The following is a 21,553-nucleotide window of genomic DNA, read 5'->3' on the forward strand; positions in this document are numbered from 1 at the left end:
ACGAGCGTACGCGCCTCGATGAGCTCGAATCGAAGCTCGCCGATTTCAGTGCGGCGCTCGATCGGGAGCGCGAAAAGCTCGCGGACTTCAGCGCGGCGCTCGGTCGCGAACGCGCGGAGCGGGAGCGCGCCGCTCGCGAACGTGACGAGTACAAGAAGCTCTGTGAGCTCGTGATGCTCGAGCTCGAGCGCGTCAAACGACACCTCAGGGCGCAGAACAAGCCCGAGCGGGTCGACGCGACCCAGGTGCAACTTGCCTTTGCAGAAGTGGCGAAACTGATTGTGCCACCCGAGCTCGCGCACGCCATCGCCGATGAGGAGAACGGTGAGCAGCCCCTGGAACACCCGGGGCGCGATTTGAAGTCCAATGCGCGACATGGGCGCAAAAGGCCCCCCGAGCACTTGCCCTTCGAGCGCATCGAATGGGAGCCGTCCGACGATTTGCGTCGATGCCCGTGCTGCGGGAAGGCAAAGGTCAAGATTGGTGAGGAGACGAGCGAACATTACGACTGGCGCCCGGCGTCGCTGGTGCGCGTGCAGACTGCACGAATCAAATATGCTCCCGACTGCGCGCGCGAAGGCGGTCAGATCGTGATAGGGTCGCCTACGGCGACCGCGACACCGATCAAGAAGGGGCTTGCTGGGCCCGGTCTTCTCGCGCACGTGGTGGTCAGCAAATATGCGGATCACATGCCGTTGAATCGACTCGAAGAAGGTTTCGAGCGACAGGGCGTGCACATTGCACGCTCGACGATGTGTGATTGGATCGAACAAGCCGCTGATCTGCTCCGGCCCATCACGGACGCGATGGCCAAAGCGGCCCTCGGTGCGCACCGAATCCATACCGACGACACTGGAATTCCCGTGCAAGCCAAAGGCTCTACGCACAAGGGTCATGTCTGGGTATACGTGGCCGACGACGAATTCGTCGTCTTCCGCTACACGTCGCGCCGGAAGAGCGACGGGCCTCGCGAATTCCTCAAAGGATATACGGGGTATATCCAGGCGGATGCCGCCAATCTCTACGATCGCCTCTTCGGGGATGATACCGAAGGGGCGGCAGCAAAGGAAGTGGGATGCTGGGCGCACTCCCGGCGTCGCTTCTTCGAAGCGCAAGCCACCGATCGAGATCGGGCTCTGATCGGATTGGGCTTCATCAAAAAGCTGTACGAGGCCGACCGCGCGGCCATGAAACTGGCGCCAAGTCGGCGGACCGCTGAGCGCGCGCGGCTCTGCATGCCCGGTACTCGAAGCTTTCAAGGTGTGGCTCGATGCCGAAGCCCTTGTCGTGCTTCCGAAGGCGCCTATCGCCGACGCCATCGGCTACGCCCGCAACCAATGGTCTGCGCTCAGGCGCTTCGTCGAGGACGCGCGACTTCGACTCGACAACAACGTCGCCGAGAGACAACTCCGCCGGGTCGCGGTCGGCCGCAAGAACTGGCTCTTTGCCGGCAGTGAGGACGGAGCCGAGCGGGGATGCGTGCTGTACTCCTTGCTCGCCACCTGCAAGCTGCACGGCGTCAACCCCTTCAATTACTTGCGCGACGTGCTCGTCCGCATCGACTCGCACGCCGCCCACGACGTCCTCGCGCTCAGTCCCAAAACCTGGAAAGAGAAGCTGCAGAACCTCAACGCTCCGTGAAGCGCGCCCACGCCTGTCAGACGACTGGGGTCTCGCTCGAACTCCTGCCACGCACGTGATCCTGCCGCCATTCGCCTCGCTCCGCGAGGACGCGGATTACCGAACGGCTACACCGGGGGCGACCGCCCCCTTTGGAATCCGCCCCCGGGTGCCCAGGAATCTGTCCCCGGATGCCCAGGAATCGGCCCCCGGGTGGCGAGGAATCCGTCCCCGGGTCCCCTTGGAATCGATCCCCGTGTGCTCAGGAATCGGTCCCCGGGTCACGTTGGAACGCGCCCCCGGACGCCGTTGGAATCGACCCCCGGGTCACGTCGGAATACGCAGGTTAACTCAAACCGCCACAACAAAGCTCCGAAATGAATCCGCGCACTTAGCTCTCCTGACCACGTAGTCCGGGCGCCCGTTTGTAGCGACTCGAGAACTCGACCCGCGCGGAGCTTTGTCGGTGATCGGATGATCTGGGCGACCCCGCTCCGATACACCGCGGAGGTGAAGTCACGTCATCGACAGCTCCGCACGGGAATCCCTTATTAAGCGTGGTCAACCCCCTGCCCCTCGACCTGCCAGCGCGCGAGCAGCTTGCGGCGAAGGCCCGGACGAAGTCCTCGCGGACTCGACCCCGACCTCGCACCGCCGACGGGGATCCAGATTGCGAGCCGACGACGAGGGCACGACGAATGATGTGCCGCCCCATGCACGGCGTTTATTCCCGATCGAACGGATGTCGATCGGTTCGCGACTCCCTTGCGGACGACGGACGTCGAGGCCGTGAACCAAAAGCATTGCGAACGCTTCAACGTCTCCGTGCCCAGCTCGCAGAGCTCTTCGCGATACGGACGGGGAGGCGGCACTCTCGCCTGACAGCCACGAGCGTCTCGGCACGTGCACGGACCGAGATTGCTCGAGCACTGGTAAGAGCGCGCGCTCGCCGCCAGGCCGAGGTCTTCCATCTTTGACGGTAGCCGTTCGGTAATCCACGTGGTCTCGGGAGCGTCGAGAGCTAGGGTGCATTCGGAGGTGACGATGGCCAATGGCACACCCGGAAAAGCCGAGGCCCGATGGCGGGTCCACGTAGAGAAATGGAAGACGAGCGGTTTGATAGTACGCGAGTTCGCGAGCCAGGAGCAGCTAAGTATCCAATCGCTTTGGGCGTGGACGAGGCGTTTGCTCGGCGTGACCCGAAAACTTTCGAAGCCGAAGTTCGTGCCCATTGTGGTGACATCGAAGGAGACGAAGCCGGAGAAGAGCGCGCTGTTCGAGCTGCGCTTGCCCACTGGCACTCGCTTCGCGTGCCCCCCGACTTCGATGCCAAAGCCCTCCGTCGCCTGCTGGACGCCGTTGGAGGTAGATGATGTTCTCATCACGAATGACGATCGATGCGGCGACAACCGATTGATCTTCGTCGCTCCTTTGATCGATTGGCTGCCGCGGCGAAAGACGAACTGGGAAAAGATCCGAGAAGCGGAGCGCTGTTTCTTTTTGTCAGCAAGACGGGCCATCGCCTGAAAGCCCCGTGCGGATCCTGCCGCCATTCGCCTGACTCCGCCAGGACGCGGATTGCCGAACGGCTACACATCCACCCGACTCGGGGATCATCGCAACCGCTGACTGTGTCAATATCTTCTATAAACACGAAAGAAAACACTCGTCGATCGACTACGTAAGCGCAACTGAACTAATACAATGAAAAAGAGAGGCACAGACTGCTTGAAGTGTCTACGCCAGCGGGGGGGGTCCACACGACCTTACCAGTGACCGTGCGGCCCCCAACACAGCATCACGCCCCCCGCAACTCTTCCCTGCTCGAGAAGGTTCTCTCTTTTCGCTATTCCGTGGTCCGCAATTAGAATCCTGCTCTTCTCCACCGGGCCGGCCGCCGGCTCAATAAACACGTCAATCTCTTCGTGTTCCTCCTTCACAAGGCGCTGTGCGACGGTAATCCTGTAATGGCCCTCAGCGAGGTCAACGCCTGGCCGTTCATCCTCCTCCGGCCCCTCGATGGATATTCGACCGCTAACGACATGCAACGGCACCTCGATAGCTCGATCATAATTGGAAATATGTTCGAAAGCGCGGCAAAATACTCGGAGTTCCGCGTCTCCAAACTCGCAAATAGTCCCGAAAGACACGGTATGCGCCCGCCGGATAAATCCTTGTTGTACGTGTTCGTCGGTCCAATCTGAGCCAGGCTGCTTCTCGCCGCTATCGAAAATCATGAACTGATTATATGAAAAATACATCCTTCTCGAAAGGGCGATCTCATCCTTATGGGTACTCAACGTCATGGCGTTACTCTTACTCTGTACTGGTCCCCGTCTTGAAGCCCGTTTGCCTTCACAAAGTTCTTTATCAGCGCCCCCTTGTGCATTCTGCTCACGGGCGGGAACGTGACCTACCCATGAGCCGGGGCCTCCTTCCTTCGACGAGGCGAACGGATACTCGTCCCGGCTGAGGCCGTGGATCTGCGGAACCCCGTCCAACGCTGCGCTGCGATTAGCCACTCTATTTCCTCCGTGCGTCAGCACGGAGGAATGTCCCGCGTTCTGCGCATGAGATATATTCTCGGCAAGATTTGGATACTCGGACGCACTGATCTCAAGCTCCGGTAGTGCCGCGCCGCCGCAATTGTTGTGTACGAGCGCCTGTACGTCACCGACGTAGTATGAGTGACTACCAGCTACTTCAAAGTTGTACACTTTTGCGATTCCCGACATGTCCTCGCGCGACTTGACAAACAATTGTCCACCGTTCGGGCCGCGCAGCTTGAAACGCTCGCCATCGGAATCGGCGGCGTACTCCTCGGCCGCAATGCGCTCGTGCGCCTCACGACGGGTACAACCTCTCTCGTGGCGGCCTACGGGGCCTGGCAACACGCGGCTCCGCTCTTTCGCGCCGCGGCGCGCCCCGAATCGCGTATCCCAGCGCCACGTGCGACGGTGTCCGACGCGGCCAAGGTGTCCTCCCCTACCCCCGCCAGCACGCTGCTCGACGTCCGCAACCTGTCCTTCCGATATAGGGAATCAGGAAATGACGTCTTGCACGGCGTTACACTGCGCATCCGAAACCGCGACCGCATTTTGGTCGAAGGCCCGTCGGGCAGTGGAAAGTCAACGCTAGGAACTCTGATGTCGGGGCTCCGAAGCCCGCACTCGGGTTTGCTGTTGTTGCAAGGACTCGACCCCGCATCGATTGGCACCGAAGCATGGCGCAAACGCATTGCATCTGCGCCGCAGTTTCATGAGAATCACATTCTCTCGAATACGCTTGCCTTCAACATCCTCATGTGCCGCCAGTGGCCACCTCGCAAGGAAGACCTCCGCGAGGCGGAGACAATTTGCCGAGAGCTCGGTCTTGGTCCTCTGCTGGACCGCATGCCGGGAGGCCTGATGCAGCGGGTCGGCGAAACCGGATGGCAGCTCTCGCACGGAGAGCGTAGTCGTGTGTACCTGGCGCGCGCGCTCCTTCAGGGGGCAGAACTCGTGATCCTTGACGAGAGCTTTGCCTCGTTGGATCCCGAGACACAAACGCAGGCGCTCGAATGCGCCCGGACGCGGGCACCCACGCTCATGGTGATCGCACATCCGTAAAAGAACGAATGAGCTTCAGGAGCTTGCCGACTTTGCCCGCAAGCTCGGGGATGCATGCGGCCAACACGGTCGGATCGAGCGGAGGGCCGAGGGCGTCCGGGACTGCCTTCACGCAATTGAACACGGCGACGACGGCGTCGACGATATCGAACAGGGGCGCCAAGGGCGTCAACGCGGGCTGGATCGCCTGCATCAAGTCGACCTGCTGCATCGTCACGCCACCAGGTAGCGTGATGGAAAGCGCGTCCGGGAGCTCCGGGATCTCGATGCAAATGGGCAATGTGGGAGAGGTGGGAACGACCTGCTTCCGTTGCGTGCGCCCCGCGGAAGGGCGATTGACACTTCGTGCGTACGGAAGCGCATCCCAGAATCTTTTTTGATTGATGATCAGATTTATTCTTGACCTGCCCCGGAAAGAGCCTCATAAGAACCAAAGATCTGAATGGTAGCCGCGCTCGCCGCGTCTATCCTTCCACACCGAGGAAGAAAGCTCAGCCAACCGGCCGCCCTTCGAACCGCCATGATGACCCGACGCCCCCATCAATCATCTGCCAGCTTGTCGCCCAAGGCGACGTGGCAGGGGTGCGCCTATCGCATTGTGCGGCCACTCGAAGGCAAAAATAGCCAGATCGGTCTCCTCCAGGATTGCGCCGCGATCCTGTTTGCGAACCCGGAGGTCGATCCCTAGGCGGAATTTCCAGAGTCGTATCAGCGCACTCTCGGAAGGCCGCCTAGGGAAACCCAGGCGGCCTTCGGCGTTTGTACCGCTCGCGGGGGCGGGCGTGAACGCCGGGCTGAAGGCTCCGAGCATGTCTTTCGAGACCACCGTCGCGGTGGCCGTCGGGGCGTGTTGCGGCGGTGTGCCGATCCAGTTCCAGCAGAAAGAGCGGGCCCCTGCCCGTGTCCAAAACCATAACGTTCGAGGAGAACAAACGCGAAATCAAACGCGATAGTTGTTCATGAATCAATCGATACATCGACGCTTTCAACCGACAAATCCGTCCTTCGCTCGCGTGAAGATGACGGGAGACGTGCGCCCAGTTTGCGGGCCCGTGCAGCGTCGGGAGAAGCTCGATCGGTAGCTGGAGTCAGGACGTTCTGCGCGCAGCCATGAGGCCGCCGAGGAACGATCCTCGGTGGCCTTCAACGCATTTGGAGAATGGAGACGAGATGAAACGCAAGCGGCAGCAGAAAATCCGAGGGACGTTCGCTCAACGGTAGGGCGCCGGTCTTTTAAGCCGAGAGATGAGGGTTCGACTCCCTTGCGTCCCACTTCGCCGTCACATGCGACGGCGAGCATGGGTCCGTAGCGTAATGGGAGCGCACCCGGCTCTTACCCGGTGAAGCGAGGGTTCGAATCCCTCCGGGCCCACCATCGATTCGGGATCGTCTAGCTGGCAGGACGCCGCGCTCTGAACGCGGAAACGCAGGTTCGAATCCTGCGCCCGAAACCAAAGCTTTCGACAGCGAGGGCTTTCCTTCGTCGCAGGAGATCCGCGTTCGGCTCGAGCGCGGCGAAGGGTGACGTGCGCCCGCGAGGGCACTGTTCCTTGAAAACTTGGCGCCAATCAAACGCGACTCCGCCGCGCTGGTGGTCGTCGGCATGGTCGAAGGCCACGCCGATGTTACCGGCCTGCGGCGTCGCGATCATTCCAGCGTAGCGTAATGGCAGCGCACCCGGCTGTTAACCGGACACGTGAAGGTTCGATTCCTTCCGCTGGAGCCCATGCCCTCGCAGCTCGATCGGCCGAGCACCCGTTTCGTACTCGGGAGGGTCCGGTTCGATTCCGGACGAGGGCTCCGCCCGCGCAAGCGGGTCCTATGCCCTCGTCGTCTAAAGGTCAGGAGCTCCGGCCTTCAACCGGAGAATGTCGGGTTCGAATCCCACCGAGGGTGCTCACGGGCTGTGAGCTGGTCGAGTGATAGCGGCCGATTGAAAATCGGCAGAACGTGGTGCGACTCCACGACAGCCCACCGCGCGCGCACACGCGCTCATGGTGACGTTACTCGTCTGGCGACGAGGGCTGCCTGTGAAGCAGCGGAGGCGGGTTCGATTCCCGTACGTCACCCCGATGTCCTCGTGGCCGAGCGGATAGGCCCCGGTCTCCTAAGCCGGCGTGACGCAAGTGCACTCCGGCCTTCGGCCTCCGTGGGCCTTCGGCTCGATTCCTGCCGGGGACGCGATCGATTCTTTGCCTCGTGATGCGACCGGCGTCGCAGCTCCGCTGTCTACGGAGTGAGACGGGTTCGACTCCCGTACGGGGCGCTCGGCGAATGCCGTGAGGAGTACATCTGGCAAGAATGAACCCTCTTCACGAACTTGTCGCCGTTCTTAGGTCGGAGAGCCAAGGTGGCCAGCCGAGATTCCAAATCTCGGAGAGGCGGTTCGATTCCGTCCCGACCTGCGGGGTTGTAGTTCAATGGGAGAACTCCCGGTTTGCACCCGGGCAACGCGAGTTCGAATCTCGCCAGCTCCACCACCCTGATGCGCGCGCAGCGCGCCAGGGGATCGCGGACATCGTTCAACGGTAGGACCGCAGCCTTCCAAGCTGCCGATGCGGGTTCGATTCCCACTGTCCGCTCTGTTTCTTTCGAGCCGATCCTCGAGCGAGGATCGCCGGCTGCAACCCGGCGCGCGAGGGCGCGACTCCCTCTCGGCTCTCCACGCCCCACTCGTCCAACGGAAGGACCATCGTCTTCTAAACGATCGCATCCGGGTTCGACTCCCGGGTGGGGTGCTCGTCCACGTTCCCATCGTCTAACGGTCAGGAAGCCGGGCTCTCAATCCGGAAATGCGGGTTCAATTCCCGCTGGGAACACCATCTCTCCTCGTCTCGGTGGATTCCGAGCACCGGTCTACGAAACCGGTTGCCCAGGTTCGATTCCTGGCGGGGAGGCCATCTGTCCTCGTTCGGCCGGATTGCCGACTCGAGCCTCCGAAGCTCGATGGCGTGGTTCGACTCCACGCGGGGACGCCTCGTCCCCCGTGCACGTGCTCGAGCGCTGGGTGGACGGTCTCACGGGCAGTCAGACCGGCGTGGCTCCGGGCGTGGTTGTAGCCCACGCGTCTCCTAGAGGCCATCTGGGTTCGATTCCCAGGCTGCCCACCGCGGCGAATGCTGCGACGACTACATGGTTACTCCGAGGATGCAGGTGCAACTCCTGCCGCCGGCACTTGGGCTGGCGTCGTCCAACAGCAGGACATCGGAAAAAAGTCGCCGCTCTCGTTGTCGCCGCCTTTGCCGTCGAGGCCCAGATAGCGGGGCACCTCATTGGTAATGAGGAGAAGGAGGGTGCAATCCCCTCGGACGGCTCTCGCTCGATTCTGCGGTGATGGTTCAAGAGGAGAACGCGAGGTCGCCAGCCTCGAGATCTGGGTGCGATTCCCAGCAGATTGGATGAACCGGCGGCAGTAAAACCTGACGCGTCGCCGCCGCCGGACGTCACGCCCACTGCAACGCCGAGATCGATGGAAGGTCTCAGCCGCAGCGGGCGCGCCGTCCGGCTTTCCTCGCGAAGAAAAACGATCGACCTCCCGCCGATCGCCGAAGCTATCGGCACCCCCGCGTGGTCAGAGCCACAAAGAGAAGTGGGGGCCCAAGGGAGGTCGATCATGCGTAGCGTAGGCCTGGATTTAGGAGCGCGCCACATCGCTTATTGCGAGGTGTGCGATGGGAAAGTCGTGGAGCGGACGAGCGTGCAACAGATCGAACAGCTCAAGGGTCGATTGGGGCCCGGGACGCTTCCGGCCATTGTCGCCTTCGAGGCAGCGCGAGAGGCTTGGTTCGTCCATGATCTCCTCCGAACCTGGGGACACGAGCCGAAGATCGTCGACACCACGCGACTCAAGACGATCGGGATAGGACACCACAAACGCAAGAACGATGCGCTCGATGCCGAGCACCTCGCCATCGCGGTCGAACAGGGGCGCATTCCCGAAGCCCACGTCCTATCGGTGGAAGGTCGAGAGCTTCGCGAGCAGTTGAGTGTCCGACAAGCGCTGGTTGAGACCCGCGCGGGTTACGTGACCACGATCCGCGGCCTCGCGCGTGCACATGGGAAACGTGTTGCTACGTGCGATATCAGCAACTTCGTGACGCACTTGGAAGCAACCGAGATGAATCCTGGCTTGCAGAAGCTTGTTGCGCCGTTAGCCGCCATGCTGAAAGTACTCGACGAGCAGCTCGTGAGAGTGGAAGAGAAGTTGCAGAACTTGGCAGGGCGAGATCCTCGGATACGTCTTTGCGCCACAGCCCCCGGTGTAGGGCTCATCGTCGGGGCCACGTTCATGTCCGTCATGGACGATGCCCACCGTTTCAAGAATGCCCATGCGGTGAGCGCCTATCTCGGACTCGTTCCGTCCGAATCGACCACGGGAGGACCGAGCAAGCGTCGTCTCGGAGGCATCACCAAACAGGGAAACCCTCACGCGCGAGCCATGCTCGTGCAAGCAGCCCACAGCCTACTGCGCACGCGCAAGCATGCCGGGGACCCCATTCGTCTTTGGGGAATGAACATCGCCAAGAAAAAAGGAAGATCGATCGCGGCTGTCGCCGTGGCCCGACGTCTTGCTGGTGTGCTCTGGGCGATGTGTCGTGATGGGGCTTTCTACGACCCGAATACGGCCACAAAGGGGACTTTCCAGAAAAAGAGCATGCGTGGAAGCGATGAAACTCAGCGCACCGTTGCGCTCCGGCGCGCGACCAAGAAACTTCAGCGGCGATACACTCGCCGTAAGACTTCGGAGGTCACCATGACGTGACCCACCCGATGCGCCGCAGAGCGCGCGACGTTTTGAGAACCCATTGGAGGACGATGAACGCGGGGAGAGCGGTGTGAGCACGACCGAGGTAACGCCAAGGTCGAGAGCTCGCCCCGTAAATTGCGTCTCGCTCCGCCCTACGAATCCCATACTGCGTCCCGGGGCTACCCGCGACCATCGCTGCCCGGTGAACGCGAAGAGTCAATTGACGGCAAACTCGAAACGCACGTCTGGCGGCCCATCTTTTTCAAAACGCAGCGGGCTCGTCTCGAGCCACAGGAGAGCTCCATGCTTCGCCAAAACACCTCCTCCCGGACGACGAAGAAAAATCCGAAGAAGAAGAAAATCGCCTTGCATAAACCGCCGGTACAGAGTCACCGCTCCGAGGCGCTATGCCTCCGCAGCCGCTGCGATCCTTGGAGGAAGGCGAGCTTCATAAGCTCGGCCGAGACGGTTCGATTCCGCCCGCAGCGACGACGATCCGGGGTCGTCCAATGGCAAGGACCCGCGACTTTGAATCGCGTGATGAAGGTTCGAATCCTTCCTCCGGAACCGGACGAGCGCAGCGCCGATGCTGCGCTCGTCCATGGGGGTCCACGAACGCGCCGGCAGCGTCGTGCTCGAGGGCCGGATCATCATCTGGGTGTAGCTCAATCAGGAAGAGCACGCGGTTTGGGACCGCGTGGTTGCAGGTGCACTCCGGCCTTCGGCCTCCGTGGGCCTTCGGCTCGATTCCTGCCACTCAGACCATGTGCGGGGAAGGCGATCTGGGGATCGCGCCTGCTCGACAAGCAGGAGGCGGCGAGTTCGATCCTCGCACCCCGCACCATGCCGACGTAGCCCAATCGGCAGGAGGCAACGCGCTTAGAACGCGTGCAGTGTCCGTTCGAATCGGACCGTCGGTACCATGTCACCGTGATGGAATAGGTATACATGGCAGGCTGAGAACCTGTGCGCTTCGGCGCGTGGGGGTTCGATTCCCCCCGGTGACACCAATTTTTGACCCGCGCTCACTCAAGCGCACGAGGAGAAGTGCCATGCGAATCCGCAAGAGACGAAAGAGGTAAAGGCCAATGTCGACACGAACCCTTATGCTGACCCCCTGGATGACCCCGCACCGTGTGATCTCCTGGCGGCGCGCCGTCGCGCTCTTCTTCCTCGGCAAGGTCGAGGTGCTGGAAGAGTACGACGAGCCCATTGCCGCGCCATCGATTACCATTCGCACGCCGGCCGTCGTCCGCCTCACCAAGGGCACCGTGTCGAAGAAGTACAAGGTCCGCTTCTCGCGCGTGAACGTCTTCACGCGCGACGGGTTTCGCTGCCAATACTGCGGCGTGCGCAAGGCCATGGACGCCCTCAACTACGACCACGTCGTGCCACGCGTCCGCGGCGGCAAGACCGTCTGGGAGAACATCGTCACCTCGTGCTACGCCTGCAATGACCGAAAGGGGGGCCGCTTGCCGGAGGAGGCGGGGATGATGCTTCTGCGGAAGCCGTTCAAGCCTTCTTCGCTGCCGTTCGTGCCCGTGCTCGACACCGGCAGGGAGGTTCCTTCGATGTGGAGGAACTACTATCCCCTCGCCGCCGCCGAGCACCGTGCGGACGTAGCGTGACGACGCCGCCCGAAGGGACGCGGGCGACGTTCGCGCGCGCAAAGCTGCACCCGACGTCTTGGAGCGCGCCGCACGCGCCGTTCTCACGCGCCGCGTGCGCGAGCTCTGGGCCCAGACGCAAAACAGGGCCATTTCAGCGCGTAGTTTAGCCTGGCAAAAACATCGGCTCGGGGAGCCGAGGACCGTGCGTTCGAATCGCACCGCGCTGACCACTTTGCGGGGCTCGCTTTCTGGTGAGAGCTCCTGCCTTACAAGCAGGCGAAGGAGAGTTCGATCCTCTCGCCCCGTACCACGCGAACGTAGCCTAATTGGCAGGAGGCACCTGCTTCAAGCTCAGGACAGTGCGGGTTCGAATCCCGCCGTTCGCACTACCGCGCCGACGTGGCCCAATCGGAAGGAGGCAGCGGATTTAAATTTAGATCACTCCAGCAAAGCGCTCCCGAACCCTCCCCTCGCGGTGGCCTGAACGAAACCATCGCGGAACCGCCGCGTGTAGACCGGACCGAAGCGTGTCTCGACACCATGCACGGAGCGCTCGGGTTCGCCGTCGCAATCGTAGACGCGGGGTGAATCCGGTGGGCAGGGCTTGTGGCCTCGCGACGATGGGCAAATGCGTGGCGCATCGCCGTCGCGCAACACGATGTCTCCATCGACAACGACCATCGTCCCCTCGGGTTGCGCGAGGGCCGCGGCGACCGAAATCTGTCGCGTCTCGGGCCAGCGCGAGGGATCGCCGCTACGGTGAGGGCGAGGTGGCCAAATGGGTTCCTGGGGGATGTCGCGCGTGACACCGGCCACGCGATCGCCAACTTCGACATGATTGGGATCACCCTCGAGGCGCCGCGCGACGAACGTGTCGAGGTCGCGCGCGCGTGTCGGCAGCGACGCGATGGGAGGGCATGGGCCCATGCATGCGTCCCAGCCGGAATTGCCAAGGACGTGGCCGAAGGCATCCCAGCGAAATGTGCCCGCGAATTGCTTCGTTTCTGCGTCCCACGGCACGACGACCATGGCCGCGCCTTCCCCGCAGGATAGAGGCGCGAAGGGCCCGCCGCCTTTCCCGCGGGATAGAGGCGCGAAGGGCACGACGATCGTGACGGCATCGTTTACATGGTGCACGAGCCAGACTGGTGTGCCGTCGCCGAGTACAGCGCGCGTCATCTCACCGCGCGCTGGTAACGCGAGAACCTTGGACACCGAAGGCGCAATGACGCGCGTGTCGTGAGGAGGCAGCGCACGAACCTGCGCTGCCGGCCCGCGACAGGCGATCAGAAACGCCAGCATGGTGATCCAACAAGCCCTCAACCGCATCGTGCGCGGACCCACCGGTCGCATTCTTTACGATGGTATTGACAGTAGAGGCAATTGTCCACGGCGCGCTCGGCATTCGTCGGACGCGTAAGGCGCGTATAAGAGGCGCACCACGCCATCGAGCTCGAAATTGGTGCGATCTCCGCGTTCTCACTGTTGCTGTCGGGCGACATCTGCTGATGTGAATCAATCCGTTTCACGAGGCGGTCGAAGTCTGGTTGCCGCGACCGCCCCTTCGCACAGCAACATTACCCGGCCTGGTCTTCCTGGTCTTCCTGGTCGACGAGGCGCAATCGATCTCCAATGTACCGCCGAGGATCCGCGCGTAACGCCGGCACAGTTCGATGGCTTCAGGTCCGCACGGAGACGATGGAGAGGCTAATTTGAATCCCGCGCAGTGTCCGTTCGAATCGGCCGTCGGCACCGCGGGCCATGACGGGTTGGTCACCCTGGACTCTCTGATAAGGAGTCTGCACTGCGTTCGATTCGCAGATGGCCCACCAGCGCGATGACCTCGTCGCCGCGCTCATCGATCCGCGCGTGGTCTCGTCAGGCCAGGGCGTCTTATAAGGGTCCCGCTCCGGGTGCACTCCGGCCTTCGGCCTCCGTGGGCCTTCGGCTCAACTTCCGGCGCGCGGACATCATCTGGGTGTAGCTCAATTGGCTAGAGCGCTCGGTCCGGAACCGAGGAGGTGCAGGTTCAAGTCCTGCTGCCCAGACCACGGAAGGGGAATTCGTCGGGGACGAAGCTCGCTTGGAAAGCGATGCGCGCCGCACTCGCGGCGTGAGGTTCGAGTCCTTTCCCTTCCGCCACGGAGAGTCAATCGAGCCAGCGCTCGACGCGGTCTTGAAAACCGATGGCACGCGCCAGCGTGCGTGGTTCGACCCCACGCCTCTCCGCTACATGGAAGGCAAATCGATCAAGGATCGAGCCCGTTTCGAATACGGTGCGCGCTGCGATGAGCGGCGTGGGGTGCGACTCCTCTGCTTTCCGCCATGGAAGTCGAATCGCGAATGGTCGCGAGCCCGGCCGCTACCCGGTGCGTGCTCTTCGGGGCATGGTGTTCGAGTCATCCGACTTCCGCTGTGATTGGCGCCAAGTTTCTTGGCCGGCGACCCAGTGAGCGCGCCGCCGGGGGAGAGCAGGATAGTGACATCGCCAATCGGGCGGCGTTGCGTCTTCCGGGCACCCTCGAACGCGGGGGGCATCGCGCGCGTGATCAGAAACGACTCGTTCCGAGTGGACGAAAGCCGGAGGCATCGACGCCCGCGGCCCGCGGTAACTTGCCCAACGAACCAGAATGCACCCACCGGGGATCGCCGGCGATGTAAACTCCGCGCCGTAAGGAGACCATCGGGAAGCTGGCCGTGTTTCGGTGGGACACCCCGTCGATGTGGCGAGCGGCGAGTTTTTCGGAGATCACTCGGACTTCGAGCTCGAAGGCGTGGTTCCGCTGATCTTGAACCGCCGTTACAGCACGCGCTTTCTCGAGGCCTCCCCCATGCGAGCTGCACGGGAAGAAATCAACGATGAGCCATTTGGCCCTGGATGGCGCGCCAGCGTCTTCGCCAAGGGCGAACGGCTTCAAGGCGACACGAGGGCCCCATCGAGCACCTGGCGCACGATACGAAATGGCAATCTTGGCTTCTGGTCGGCGAGATGGTCGAGCTGTCCCTCGACCACCCAAGCGCTATCGGCGAAAAGGGCGAACGTGGTCGGACCTTCGAACCCCGTCGCAAGTACCGAAATCGCCCCGCGATCGCCTTGTAGCTCGGCTCGCACGAGTCGATTTGCGCCACTCTCGACAATGAGAAGGCTCCCGTCGGCTGCGATCTCGATGCCATCAGGACGAGTAAGGGGGCGGTCGAGAGAAACAGCGACGGACTCTCCAGCCGTCCCCTGTGGCGTAAGCGGGATTCGAAAAAGCTCGTTGTGCTGTGTATGAACCGCGTAGACATTTCCCTGGAGGTAGGCGAGGCCATTAAGGCCATACTCGCCGGGCATCACCTCCCATCTGCGATCCGTTGCCCAGACAACGGCTTTCGCGTTTACGAGTTTGTCCAACGCGGCGACGCGTAGAATTCGCGGCGCGAAGGAATCACTCGCGTACAAGGCGCCTTCGTCGTCCATCGTCAGATCGTTGCAGAACGCTTCTCGCTCCGGAAATGGATGTCGGACCACGGTGTGACCATCTTGAAGGGACAGCCCCAAGACGGCGGAAGGATGGGATGGAGGCGCACCTCCGTCGCAGACCCAAAGTACCCCGCTCGCCTCGTCCACGAGCAAACCTTCGGCCGTTTGCACTTGCCGGACCGCCGGATCGCCACCGGACACGAAGACGTCGAATTGACGGCTGCCCGGTCCTCGCCGAAGAATGGCTCCAGTTCGTACGCTGCCGACGAAAAAGGAACCGTCCCGGGTCGTCGTGATCCCCTCGGGGAAGAAATCGGCTCCCGGAAGCACGAATCCAGCCCTATCGTGGGACGGGGACTTGGCGCAGGCGGCGGTCATTGCCAGCAACCAGGAGCTCGCGAGCACGGTGCATCTCGTCATCTCGGCGCACCTGGCAAGAGTGAAAATAGCGTGAACTGCATTCCGTCCGGGGCCCGAACGCGCACGTTCTTGTGCAGCCACGGCGTCGCCACAGGCCCCCCGAGCCATTCGGCGCCGGCCTTGGTCAGCTCCTTGCCAACGGCATCGGAGTCGTCGACCCAGACCGCCACACGCACGGGACCGGCTACCCGCCGTCCGACCTCGACACGATCGACGGACTCCGCCATCGGTTTCGAAAGCAACTCCAGAGTGGCATTGCCCGCGTCGAAAAGTGTTCCACCTCCCGCTGGATCATCCCATTGCTGCAAGATCGGTAAGCCGAAGGCGTCGCGATAGAATCGCAACGCCTCGTCATAACGGTCCACCGTCAGCGAAAAGCGCATCGCACGAACTGGCCCCTTGGTGGATTTCGCACCGACGCTCGTGAACAGGGAGTATTGCATCCCATCGGGAGCGCGCATCCGGAACGTATTGAGCCCTGAAGGCGACGTCACTGGACCGGCAAGCCGTTCTCCGCCCCCGGCCAAGAACGCCGTCGAGACTTGAGTCGCATCGCCCACTTCAAATCCGAGACGGACAGCTCCCGCCGCCCTTTTTCCGACCTCGAGTCGGTCAATGAATTCAGCCCGTTGCTTCGACAGGATCTCCAGCGTGGCATGGCCGGTATCCAGAATGACACCGCGTCCGTCGGGTCGGTCCCAAATCTCATCGACTGGCAACTTGAGCGAGTCTCGATAAAAACCGAGGGCTTCATCGTACGCGTCAACCGTGAGCGCGGCGCGCAATTCTCGAAGTGGACCACGATTCGGCGTGGGGTCGCCGCGAAAGTTGCCATTCCCCCGCGGCGTGGTGCCGCCGTGCGAGCAGGCACACAGCGTGGCGATGGCCGAACCAACCGCAACGCATCGAACAACGTCTGAAAGAAGGGTACTCCAACCGAAAACCGACATACCCAAGGTATAGATCGCTGCCGTCGACGCGATAATCGCGGTTCCTGTATCGTCATTCTATACTATGAGTATCAAATCATGGACCGCCTCACCGGCATGTCGCTCTTCGTATGCGCCGTCGATCGCGGCAGCTTCGCTGCGGCCGCGCGCGATTTCGGAATGACGCCCGCCATGGTCGGCCGGCACGTACGCGCGCTCGAGGAGCGGGTCGGCGCGCAGCTTCTCCAACGCACCACGCGCACGCAGCGCCTCACCTCGTTCGGGCGCCTTTACTACGAGCGGTGCGCGCGCGTCCTCGCCGAAATCGACGCCATGGATCGGACGGCCGACGAGCTCCGCGCCTCCCCGCGCGGCAAGCTTCGCGTGCTTCCTAGTGCAGCGCGACCGACATGAAGTGCATAGGCTTTATTACCGAGCTCTTGGATATGCGTTTGACCCCACCTCGTGCGCTCGCGCATCTCCGTGGGTCATCGGAAGGGCGAAGTGTTCGTTGCCTGTATGCTGGCTACGGCTGGGGCCCCGAAAGCTTCTCGCCAAATCGCCTGCGGGGTGTATGCCCTCACCTGCCCAGCCGATCCAACGCCTGCCCCACATCGGCCACCAAGTCCTCGGTATTCTCGATTCCTGCGGCGAACCGAATCAAACCCGGCGTAATACCCTGTTCTTCGACAATGGTCGGGGACAGCCGGTCGCCGAACAGGACCGCGGGCCGCATGACCGTGGACGAGACCCCGCCTAGGCTCGTCGCATACGATGCAAGCTGCAGGGCAGCTATGAATTCACTTGCCGCTGCGGAACCGCCCTTCAAGTCGAACGTGAGCAATCCACCGAAGCCGGACATTTGTGCGCACGCGAGTTCGTGCTGTGGATGGGACGTCAATCCGGGATAGAAGACGCGGCGCACGGCAGGATGCGACTCCAGAAAGCGCGCTATTGCCAGCCCATTGGCGTTCTGCTGGCGAACGCGTAGTTCCAACGTTCGAATACCCCGCAGCGCAAGCCAGGAATTGAACGGCGCGGCGATGGCGCCGGTCACCAAGCTCCTATCCCAAATACGCGCGACCAGCTCACGTGAGGCGGTGACGCTCCCCGCGAGCAGGTCGTGGTGCCCGCCAATGTACTTGGTGGCACTATGCATCACGATATCGACCCCGAGTTCCATCGGCCGCTGATTGATGGGCGTGGCGAACGTATTGTCGCAGAAAGTGAGAATACCTCGCGCTTTCGCCAGCTCGCACACCGCACGAAGATCGGTGATGTGCATCATGGGGTTCACCGGCGTTTCGAGGACAATCAGCTTGGTGTTGGGCCGGATGGCCTGCTCGAACGCCGAGACCGACGTTTGATCGACCCGCGAGGTCTCGACGCCGTAGCTCGGCAGAATTTCGTCGAGGAGCTCGGTCGTGCCCATGTAATGGCTGCGCTGCCCGACGACATGATCGCCCGCCCGAAGGAACGTCATGAGGGTCGTGGTGATCGCCCCCATGCCCGAGGCGAACATCATTCCGGCTTCTCCGCCCTCCAGATCGGCGATAACGTTGACGAGCCGCGCCGTGGTGGGATTGCCCCGCCGGGTGTAATATTCATTTCCGAGTGGGGCCGCCATTTCTCTCAAATGCGCATCGTCACGCGCGGCGTAATTGACGGATTGATGCAGGGACGGTGATACGCTGAGCCCGTCCAGGCCATCGTCGTCGGCGTTGAGCAAGCGGGTGGTGAACGAGAATCCATTGCGGTGCGCGTGCATATGGGAGATAATGTTCTCCGTGCAATCTCGGTGCAACTTTATCATTGCTCTCGGAGCAATTTCGTTTCACCCGCCCTCCATGTCTCCCGAGATCCGCCGTGGATAATTATCAAACGATTGCCGACGCGATTGCTGCAGACATTCTCGAAGGTCGCCTGCGCCCGGGCGATCGCCTGCCGCCCCAGCGCGAGTTCGCCGATCGACGAGGGATTGCCACGTCGACGGCAAGCCGCGTTTACTCGGAGCTCATTCGGCGCGGGTTGGCGGTCGGTGAGGTGGGTCGTGGAACGTACATTCGTGCGGTCGCCAAGGCTCTGGCCGCCACGTCGGTGGAGCCGCCGGATGCCCCGGTCGATCTCGAACTGAATTACTGCGTCCTGCCCGAGCAGGTGGCCGACATGGCGCCGGTGCTCTCCGCCCTCACGACGCACGATGCGCTGGCGAATGCGCTCCGTCCCGTGGGTGCGGCGGCCACGCCTCGTGCGCGTGAGGTGACGGCGGAGTTTCTCGCGCGGGGTGGATGGCGGCCGGAACCGGCGCAGGTGCTCTTCACGGGCAGCGGGCGTCAGGCGATTGCCGCGGCCATGTCGGCTCTAGCCCCGGTCGGCGCGTACGTGGGGGTGGAGGCCCTTACCTATCCCATGGTGCGGGGTATAGCCGCGCGCATCGGCGTTCATCTGGTTCCACTCGCCCTCGACGACGAGGGATTGCGACCCGATGCCGTGGCGCGGGCACATCGCGCGAGGCCGCTCTCGGCCATCTACGTGCAACCGGCACTGCACAACCCGCTCGGAACCACCATGAGCCCCGCGCGCCGCTCGGAGCTCGGAGCAGTTCTGAAAAAGACCGGAATCGTTGCCATCGAGGACGCGGTCTATTCCTTTCTGGCCGACGAGGAACCGCTCGCGCTCGTCGCCCCGGATCACACGATCCTCGTCGACAGCATATCGAAGAGAATTGCGCCCGGTTTGGGTCTCGGCTTCGTCGTTACACCGGAGAGGCTCGCGGAGAAAGTCGCCACCACGATTCGGTCCGCCGGATCGCTCGCCCAAGGCTTTCCACTTGCCGCGGCCTTGCGTTGGATGGCCGATGGCTCGGCGGCGCGCATTGCACTGGCCAAGCGGAAGAAAGCTGCACGCGGCCATGTGCTCGCGTGCGAGATTCTGCAGGGGCTCGCCGTGCGGGGCGATCCGCGAGCCTTTCACTTGTGGATGGAGCTTCCGGCCCCATGGCGGGCCGACACCTTTGCCGTCGCGGCCGCACGCCTGGGCATTGCCATCACCCCTGCCAGTGCCTTCACCGTCGGCACGGGGCACGCGCCCAATGCCGTGCGCCTTGCTTTGGCATCGCCGCCGCTCGATGCAGTGGCCCGCGCGCTGCGCAAGCTGGCGCAGCTTGCGATGACCAGCGATTACGAAGCGGGAGTCGATTGATTCGATTTCAATCAGGCTGGCGATTGGCGTCCTCCATCGGGCTTCTGCCGCTCCAGGGACGTATCGGGACATCGTTGCCCCCGACGTACCCTCGCTAGCCTAACCCCCCGCTGGGTTCCTCAGTTCGAGGACCCGCCGGGGGTTCTGTCGTTTTGTGAGCGCGTCGGGTCGAACACGTCAAATGCCCACGATCTCCGCGGGCTTCGGATGCCTTCCGGGCAACCTCGACGGCGGCACGAGCCGACCGGAGCATCGATCGGGCTGCTTACGTCGATCAGGCTGCGTACGGTGATGGCGAAGTTAATGAGGATGCGAGCCGTGCTCGACGAGACGCACACCATGGTCGCGTAATCTCGATACGCGCATATCCGAGTTGCTCACCGCATTGACCGATTGGCTCTCGGCGTGCTGGCAGGCATCGGTGGTGAACGGCTGGAGGTCAGAGGCCGACGATATTGAATCTCATCAAGCCTGCGCGTCCGCTGCGCGCAAGGTGACGACGCGTCCAAGGCTTACCGACCAGGCGAGCGAGTCATGTATCTCCGTAAAACGTGTCTTTACGACCTTGAAAATTGGTCGATATCGCCCAACCTCCCATTCTCACATCTCTGGGTGGTCGCAGGCGACGAACGCCGCAATCCAGAAAAAGGAGAAGACGCGATGGGTAACGGACTCGCGATGGGTATTCGTTTGTGGCATATCGGTTTGGCCACGCTCGGGCTCGGCATGTTCTCAGGATGCGGATCGCCGGGGACGAACGAAACGGCCGAAACCGATGGACCGAGCGCACTGCAAGGTATCGACGCAGAGTCGCGAGCAAAAATGGCGGCTCAAGAACCGTTGATCCGCGCGGCCAACGTCATCCAGCAAAGCATCGATACGGCCAATCCTGATGGATATGCCACCCTCGCGCTCGAAGACGACCACGTCGCGGTCTGGTGGAAGGGCACCCCGCCCGAGTCCGTGTTGCGAGGAATCGAAGCCGCTAGGAAGATCGCGCCCATTCAACTCCGCGCCGCCGAGCACTCCCGCGCGGAACTGCGCGACGCCGCCGAAAAGGTTGCAAATTACATCGATACGCACCGCTCCGGGCCATACTACGGAGTCGACGTCGCCTACAACGGCAGCGGATTGAAGATCCTGGCCGATCCCGATGCATCGCCGGAAGCTGGTGGAGCGCGGGTCCTGGCGGCCGCGTCCAAGGTGGATCTTGCAGGCGATCTGGGCGTACCCGCCGGGATCGCAGTGACCGTTTCCCGAGAAGTCCGGCCGCTCGACACCAGGAGCCGTGGGGCCGACACGCAGCCGTATATCGCTGGCGCCCGCATCGTCAACGTGGATACCCACGAGGAGTGCACATCCAGCTTTGCGATGAAAGATTTCGGAGGATTTTCGTATTTGCTCACGGCTGGCCACTGCGGCCGCCCCGGCGGCCTATGGAACAACGGTGCGGGAGCTCGGATCGGTGTTGGTTCCAATGAACAAAAGGATCACGACGTTCTGCTGATTCGAGTCAATCAGTCTGCAGGCTATATGTGGGATGGTCCCCCGTCACACGAGTTCGTCAAGCGAGTCTCCGGCTGGTCCGACACTCGCCCCGGCATGTGGCTGTGCACCTCGGGCGCGACCTCGGGGCCCATTTGCAATCATCATGTCAGCGGTGACTTCACCTATAAGCGGTGTGGTGTCGATACGTATGGAAAGTGGGAGTGCTACAGCGATTTGGTGCGCGCGCACTTGTTCAACAATGTCACCGCGTCGCGCGGTGGGGACAGCGGAGGCCCCGTGTTTCGTCTCGAAGGAGCCGATCGGGTGATCGCGCAGGGTGTCATCAGCGGCGTTCGAAGAGGCGACGGTCGCACCGATGGTTACACGGATTTGATCTTCCAAGACTTTGCTACGGTCCGCAGGGATTTTCCGAACATGTACATTCTCACGCAATAAGCACTCGTCAC

At 62.4% G+C, this 21,553-nt stretch carries 14 protein-coding genes, 25 tRNA genes and 1 pseudogene; 34 read left to right on the forward strand and 6 right to left on the reverse strand.

The window, feature by feature from the left end; all coding sequences use genetic code 11:
* Window positions 1-173: 173 nt before the first annotated feature.
* The 3 genes and pseudogenes from LZC95_26560 (at window position 174) to LZC95_26570 (ending at window position 3,147) form a co-directional block, all read left to right on the forward strand.
* A pseudogene (locus LZC95_26560) lies at window positions 174-1,410 on the forward strand (IS66 family transposase).
* A gap of 69 nt (window positions 1,411-1,479) precedes the next feature.
* A complete protein-coding gene (locus LZC95_26565) occupies window positions 1,480-1,641 on the forward strand; it encodes a transposase domain-containing protein (protein WXB00227.1) in 162 nt (53 codons plus the stop codon).
* Between the two features lie 1,023 nt (window positions 1,642-2,664).
* The gene (locus LZC95_26570) at window positions 2,665-3,147 is read left to right on the forward strand and encodes a hypothetical protein (protein ID WXA90052.1); all 483 of its coding nucleotides are present in this window, start codon (window positions 2,665-2,667) and stop codon (window positions 3,145-3,147) included.
* Window positions 3,148-3,386: 239 nt separating this feature from the next.
* On the opposite strand, the gene LZC95_26575 is transcribed toward LZC95_26570, so the two are convergent.
* Window positions 3,387-4,514: a NucA/NucB deoxyribonuclease domain-containing protein gene (locus LZC95_26575; protein ID WXA90053.1), complete on the reverse strand. Its 1,128-nt coding sequence runs from the start codon at window positions 4,512-4,514 to the stop codon at window positions 3,387-3,389.
* An 81-nt stretch (window positions 4,515-4,595) separates the two neighbouring features.
* On the opposite strand from LZC95_26575, the gene LZC95_26580 reads away from it, so the two are divergent.
* Window positions 4,596-5,228, forward strand: coding sequence for an ATP-binding cassette domain-containing protein (locus LZC95_26580; protein ID WXB00228.1), 633 nt, complete (start codon window positions 4,596-4,598; stop codon window positions 5,226-5,228).
* On the opposite strand, the gene LZC95_26585 is transcribed toward LZC95_26580, so the two are convergent.
* Window positions 5,206-5,508, reverse strand: coding sequence for a hypothetical protein (locus LZC95_26585; GenBank protein ID WXA90054.1), 303 nt, complete (start codon window positions 5,506-5,508; stop codon window positions 5,206-5,208). The two genes, LZC95_26580 and LZC95_26585, sit on opposite strands and share 23 nt — an antisense overlap.
* 920 nt (window positions 5,509-6,428) lie before the next feature.
* On the opposite strand from LZC95_26585, the gene LZC95_26590 reads away from it, so the two are divergent.
* From LZC95_26590 to LZC95_26710, 25 genes are all read left to right on the forward strand, one after another.
* Window positions 6,429-6,500: transfer RNA gene (locus LZC95_26590), tRNA-Lys, on the forward strand.
* Window positions 6,501-6,528: 28 nt separating this feature from the next.
* A tRNA-Lys gene (locus tag LZC95_26595) sits at window positions 6,529-6,603 on the forward strand.
* Window positions 6,604-6,607: 4 nt separating this feature from the next.
* Window positions 6,608-6,682, forward strand: a tRNA-Gln gene (locus LZC95_26600).
* A gap of 197 nt (window positions 6,683-6,879) precedes the next feature.
* Window positions 6,880-6,951: transfer RNA gene (locus tag LZC95_26605), tRNA-Asn, on the forward strand.
* Between the two features lie 5 nt (window positions 6,952-6,956).
* Window positions 6,957-7,028, forward strand: a tRNA-Thr gene (locus LZC95_26610).
* A 23-nt stretch (window positions 7,029-7,051) separates the two neighbouring features.
* Window positions 7,052-7,124, forward strand: a tRNA-Glu gene (locus LZC95_26615).
* 101 nt (window positions 7,125-7,225) lie between these two features.
* Window positions 7,226-7,297 (forward strand) — tRNA-His (locus LZC95_26620).
* A 5-nt stretch (window positions 7,298-7,302) separates the two neighbouring features.
* Window positions 7,303-7,409: transfer RNA gene (locus LZC95_26625), tRNA-Arg, on the forward strand.
* A 153-nt stretch (window positions 7,410-7,562) separates the two neighbouring features.
* A tRNA-OTHER gene (locus tag LZC95_26630) sits at window positions 7,563-7,633 on the forward strand.
* Window position 7,634: 1 nt separating this feature from the next.
* Window positions 7,635-7,708, forward strand: a tRNA-Ala gene (locus tag LZC95_26635).
* 31 nt (window positions 7,709-7,739) lie between these two features.
* Window positions 7,740-7,810 (forward strand) — tRNA-Gly (locus LZC95_26640).
* 84 nt (window positions 7,811-7,894) lie between these two features.
* A tRNA-Arg gene (locus tag LZC95_26645) sits at window positions 7,895-7,966 on the forward strand.
* 9 nt (window positions 7,967-7,975) lie between these two features.
* Window positions 7,976-8,050, forward strand: a tRNA-Glu gene (locus LZC95_26650).
* 3 nt (window positions 8,051-8,053) lie between these two features.
* A tRNA-Arg gene (locus tag LZC95_26655) sits at window positions 8,054-8,128 on the forward strand.
* Window positions 8,129-8,469: 341 nt separating this feature from the next.
* Window positions 8,470-8,542, forward strand: a tRNA-Thr gene (locus LZC95_26660).
* Window positions 8,543-8,841: 299 nt separating this feature from the next.
* Window positions 8,842-9,990 carry an IS110 family transposase gene (locus LZC95_26665; GenBank protein WXA90055.1) on the forward strand — a complete coding sequence of 383 codons (1,149 nt, stop codon included), beginning with the start codon at window positions 8,842-8,844 and terminating at the stop codon, window positions 9,988-9,990.
* Window positions 9,991-10,470: 480 nt separating this feature from the next.
* Window positions 10,471-10,542 (forward strand) — tRNA-Gln (locus LZC95_26670).
* Window positions 10,543-10,629: 87 nt separating this feature from the next.
* A tRNA-Pro gene (locus LZC95_26675) sits at window positions 10,630-10,740 on the forward strand.
* A 3-nt stretch (window positions 10,741-10,743) separates the two neighbouring features.
* Window positions 10,744-10,819 (forward strand) — tRNA-Val (locus LZC95_26680).
* Window position 10,820: 1 nt separating this feature from the next.
* Window positions 10,821-10,898: transfer RNA gene (locus LZC95_26685), tRNA-Leu, on the forward strand.
* 1 nt (window position 10,899) lies between these two features.
* Window positions 10,900-10,985 (forward strand) — tRNA-Leu (locus LZC95_26690).
* 78 nt (window positions 10,986-11,063) lie between these two features.
* Window positions 11,064-11,603, forward strand: coding sequence for an HNH endonuclease (locus LZC95_26695; GenBank protein ID WXA90056.1), 540 nt, complete (start codon window positions 11,064-11,066; stop codon window positions 11,601-11,603).
* A 134-nt stretch (window positions 11,604-11,737) separates the two neighbouring features.
* Window positions 11,738-11,815: transfer RNA gene (locus LZC95_26700), tRNA-Pro, on the forward strand.
* 4 nt (window positions 11,816-11,819) lie between these two features.
* Window positions 11,820-11,895, forward strand: a tRNA-Val gene (locus LZC95_26705).
* 1 nt (window position 11,896) lies between these two features.
* A tRNA-Leu gene (locus LZC95_26710) sits at window positions 11,897-11,971 on the forward strand.
* 52 nt (window positions 11,972-12,023) lie between these two features.
* Here the strand turns inward: LZC95_26710 and LZC95_26715 are convergent.
* The gene (locus LZC95_26715; protein ID WXA90057.1) at window positions 12,024-12,887 is read right to left on the reverse strand and encodes a hypothetical protein; all 864 of its coding nucleotides are present in this window, start codon (window positions 12,885-12,887) and stop codon (window positions 12,024-12,026) included.
* A 672-nt stretch (window positions 12,888-13,559) separates the two neighbouring features.
* Here LZC95_26715 and LZC95_26720 point away from each other — a divergent pair.
* Both LZC95_26720 and LZC95_26725 read left to right on the forward strand, forming a co-directional pair.
* Window positions 13,560-13,636 (forward strand) — tRNA-Pro (locus LZC95_26720).
* 1 nt (window position 13,637) lies between these two features.
* A tRNA-Ser gene (locus tag LZC95_26725) sits at window positions 13,638-13,727 on the forward strand.
* Between the two features lie 772 nt (window positions 13,728-14,499).
* On the opposite strand, the gene LZC95_26730 is transcribed toward LZC95_26725, so the two are convergent.
* Together LZC95_26730 and LZC95_26735 are read right to left on the reverse strand one after the other, a co-directional pair.
* The gene (locus LZC95_26730) at window positions 14,500-15,468 is read right to left on the reverse strand and encodes a hypothetical protein (GenBank protein ID WXA90058.1); all 969 of its coding nucleotides are present in this window, start codon (window positions 15,466-15,468) and stop codon (window positions 14,500-14,502) included.
* The gene (locus LZC95_26735; GenBank protein WXA90059.1) at window positions 15,465-16,418 is read right to left on the reverse strand and encodes a VOC family protein; all 954 of its coding nucleotides are present in this window, start codon (window positions 16,416-16,418) and stop codon (window positions 15,465-15,467) included. Before LZC95_26735 ends, LZC95_26730 begins: the two co-directional genes overlap by 4 nt.
* 78 nt (window positions 16,419-16,496) lie before the next feature.
* Here LZC95_26735 and LZC95_26740 point away from each other — a divergent pair, with 78 nt between their 5' ends.
* Window positions 16,497-16,811 (forward strand): LysR family transcriptional regulator, encoded by a 315-nt coding sequence (locus LZC95_26740; protein ID WXA90060.1) that lies wholly within the window; start codon window positions 16,497-16,499, stop codon window positions 16,809-16,811.
* 166 nt (window positions 16,812-16,977) lie between these two features.
* On the opposite strand, the gene LZC95_26745 is transcribed toward LZC95_26740, so the two are convergent.
* Window positions 16,978-18,165, reverse strand: coding sequence for a PLP-dependent aspartate aminotransferase family protein (locus LZC95_26745; GenBank protein ID WXA90061.1), 1,188 nt, complete (start codon window positions 18,163-18,165; stop codon window positions 16,978-16,980).
* A gap of 98 nt (window positions 18,166-18,263) precedes the next feature.
* Here LZC95_26745 and LZC95_26750 point away from each other — a divergent pair, with 98 nt between their 5' ends.
* Both LZC95_26750 and LZC95_26755 read left to right on the forward strand, forming a co-directional pair.
* Window positions 18,264-19,598 carry a PLP-dependent aminotransferase family protein gene (locus tag LZC95_26750; protein WXA90062.1) on the forward strand — a complete coding sequence of 445 codons (1,335 nt, stop codon included), beginning with the start codon at window positions 18,264-18,266 and terminating at the stop codon, window positions 19,596-19,598.
* A 660-nt stretch (window positions 19,599-20,258) separates the two neighbouring features.
* Window positions 20,259-21,542 carry a S1 family peptidase gene (locus LZC95_26755; protein WXA90063.1) on the forward strand — a complete coding sequence of 428 codons (1,284 nt, stop codon included), beginning with the start codon at window positions 20,259-20,261 and terminating at the stop codon, window positions 21,540-21,542.
* Window positions 21,543-21,553: the final 11 nt, after the last annotated feature.

The sequence above is a fragment of the Sorangiineae bacterium MSr12523 genome (assembly GCA_037157775.1).
GTDB classification, from domain to species: domain Bacteria; phylum Myxococcota_A; class Polyangia; order Polyangiales; family Polyangiaceae; genus Pendulispora; species Pendulispora brunnea.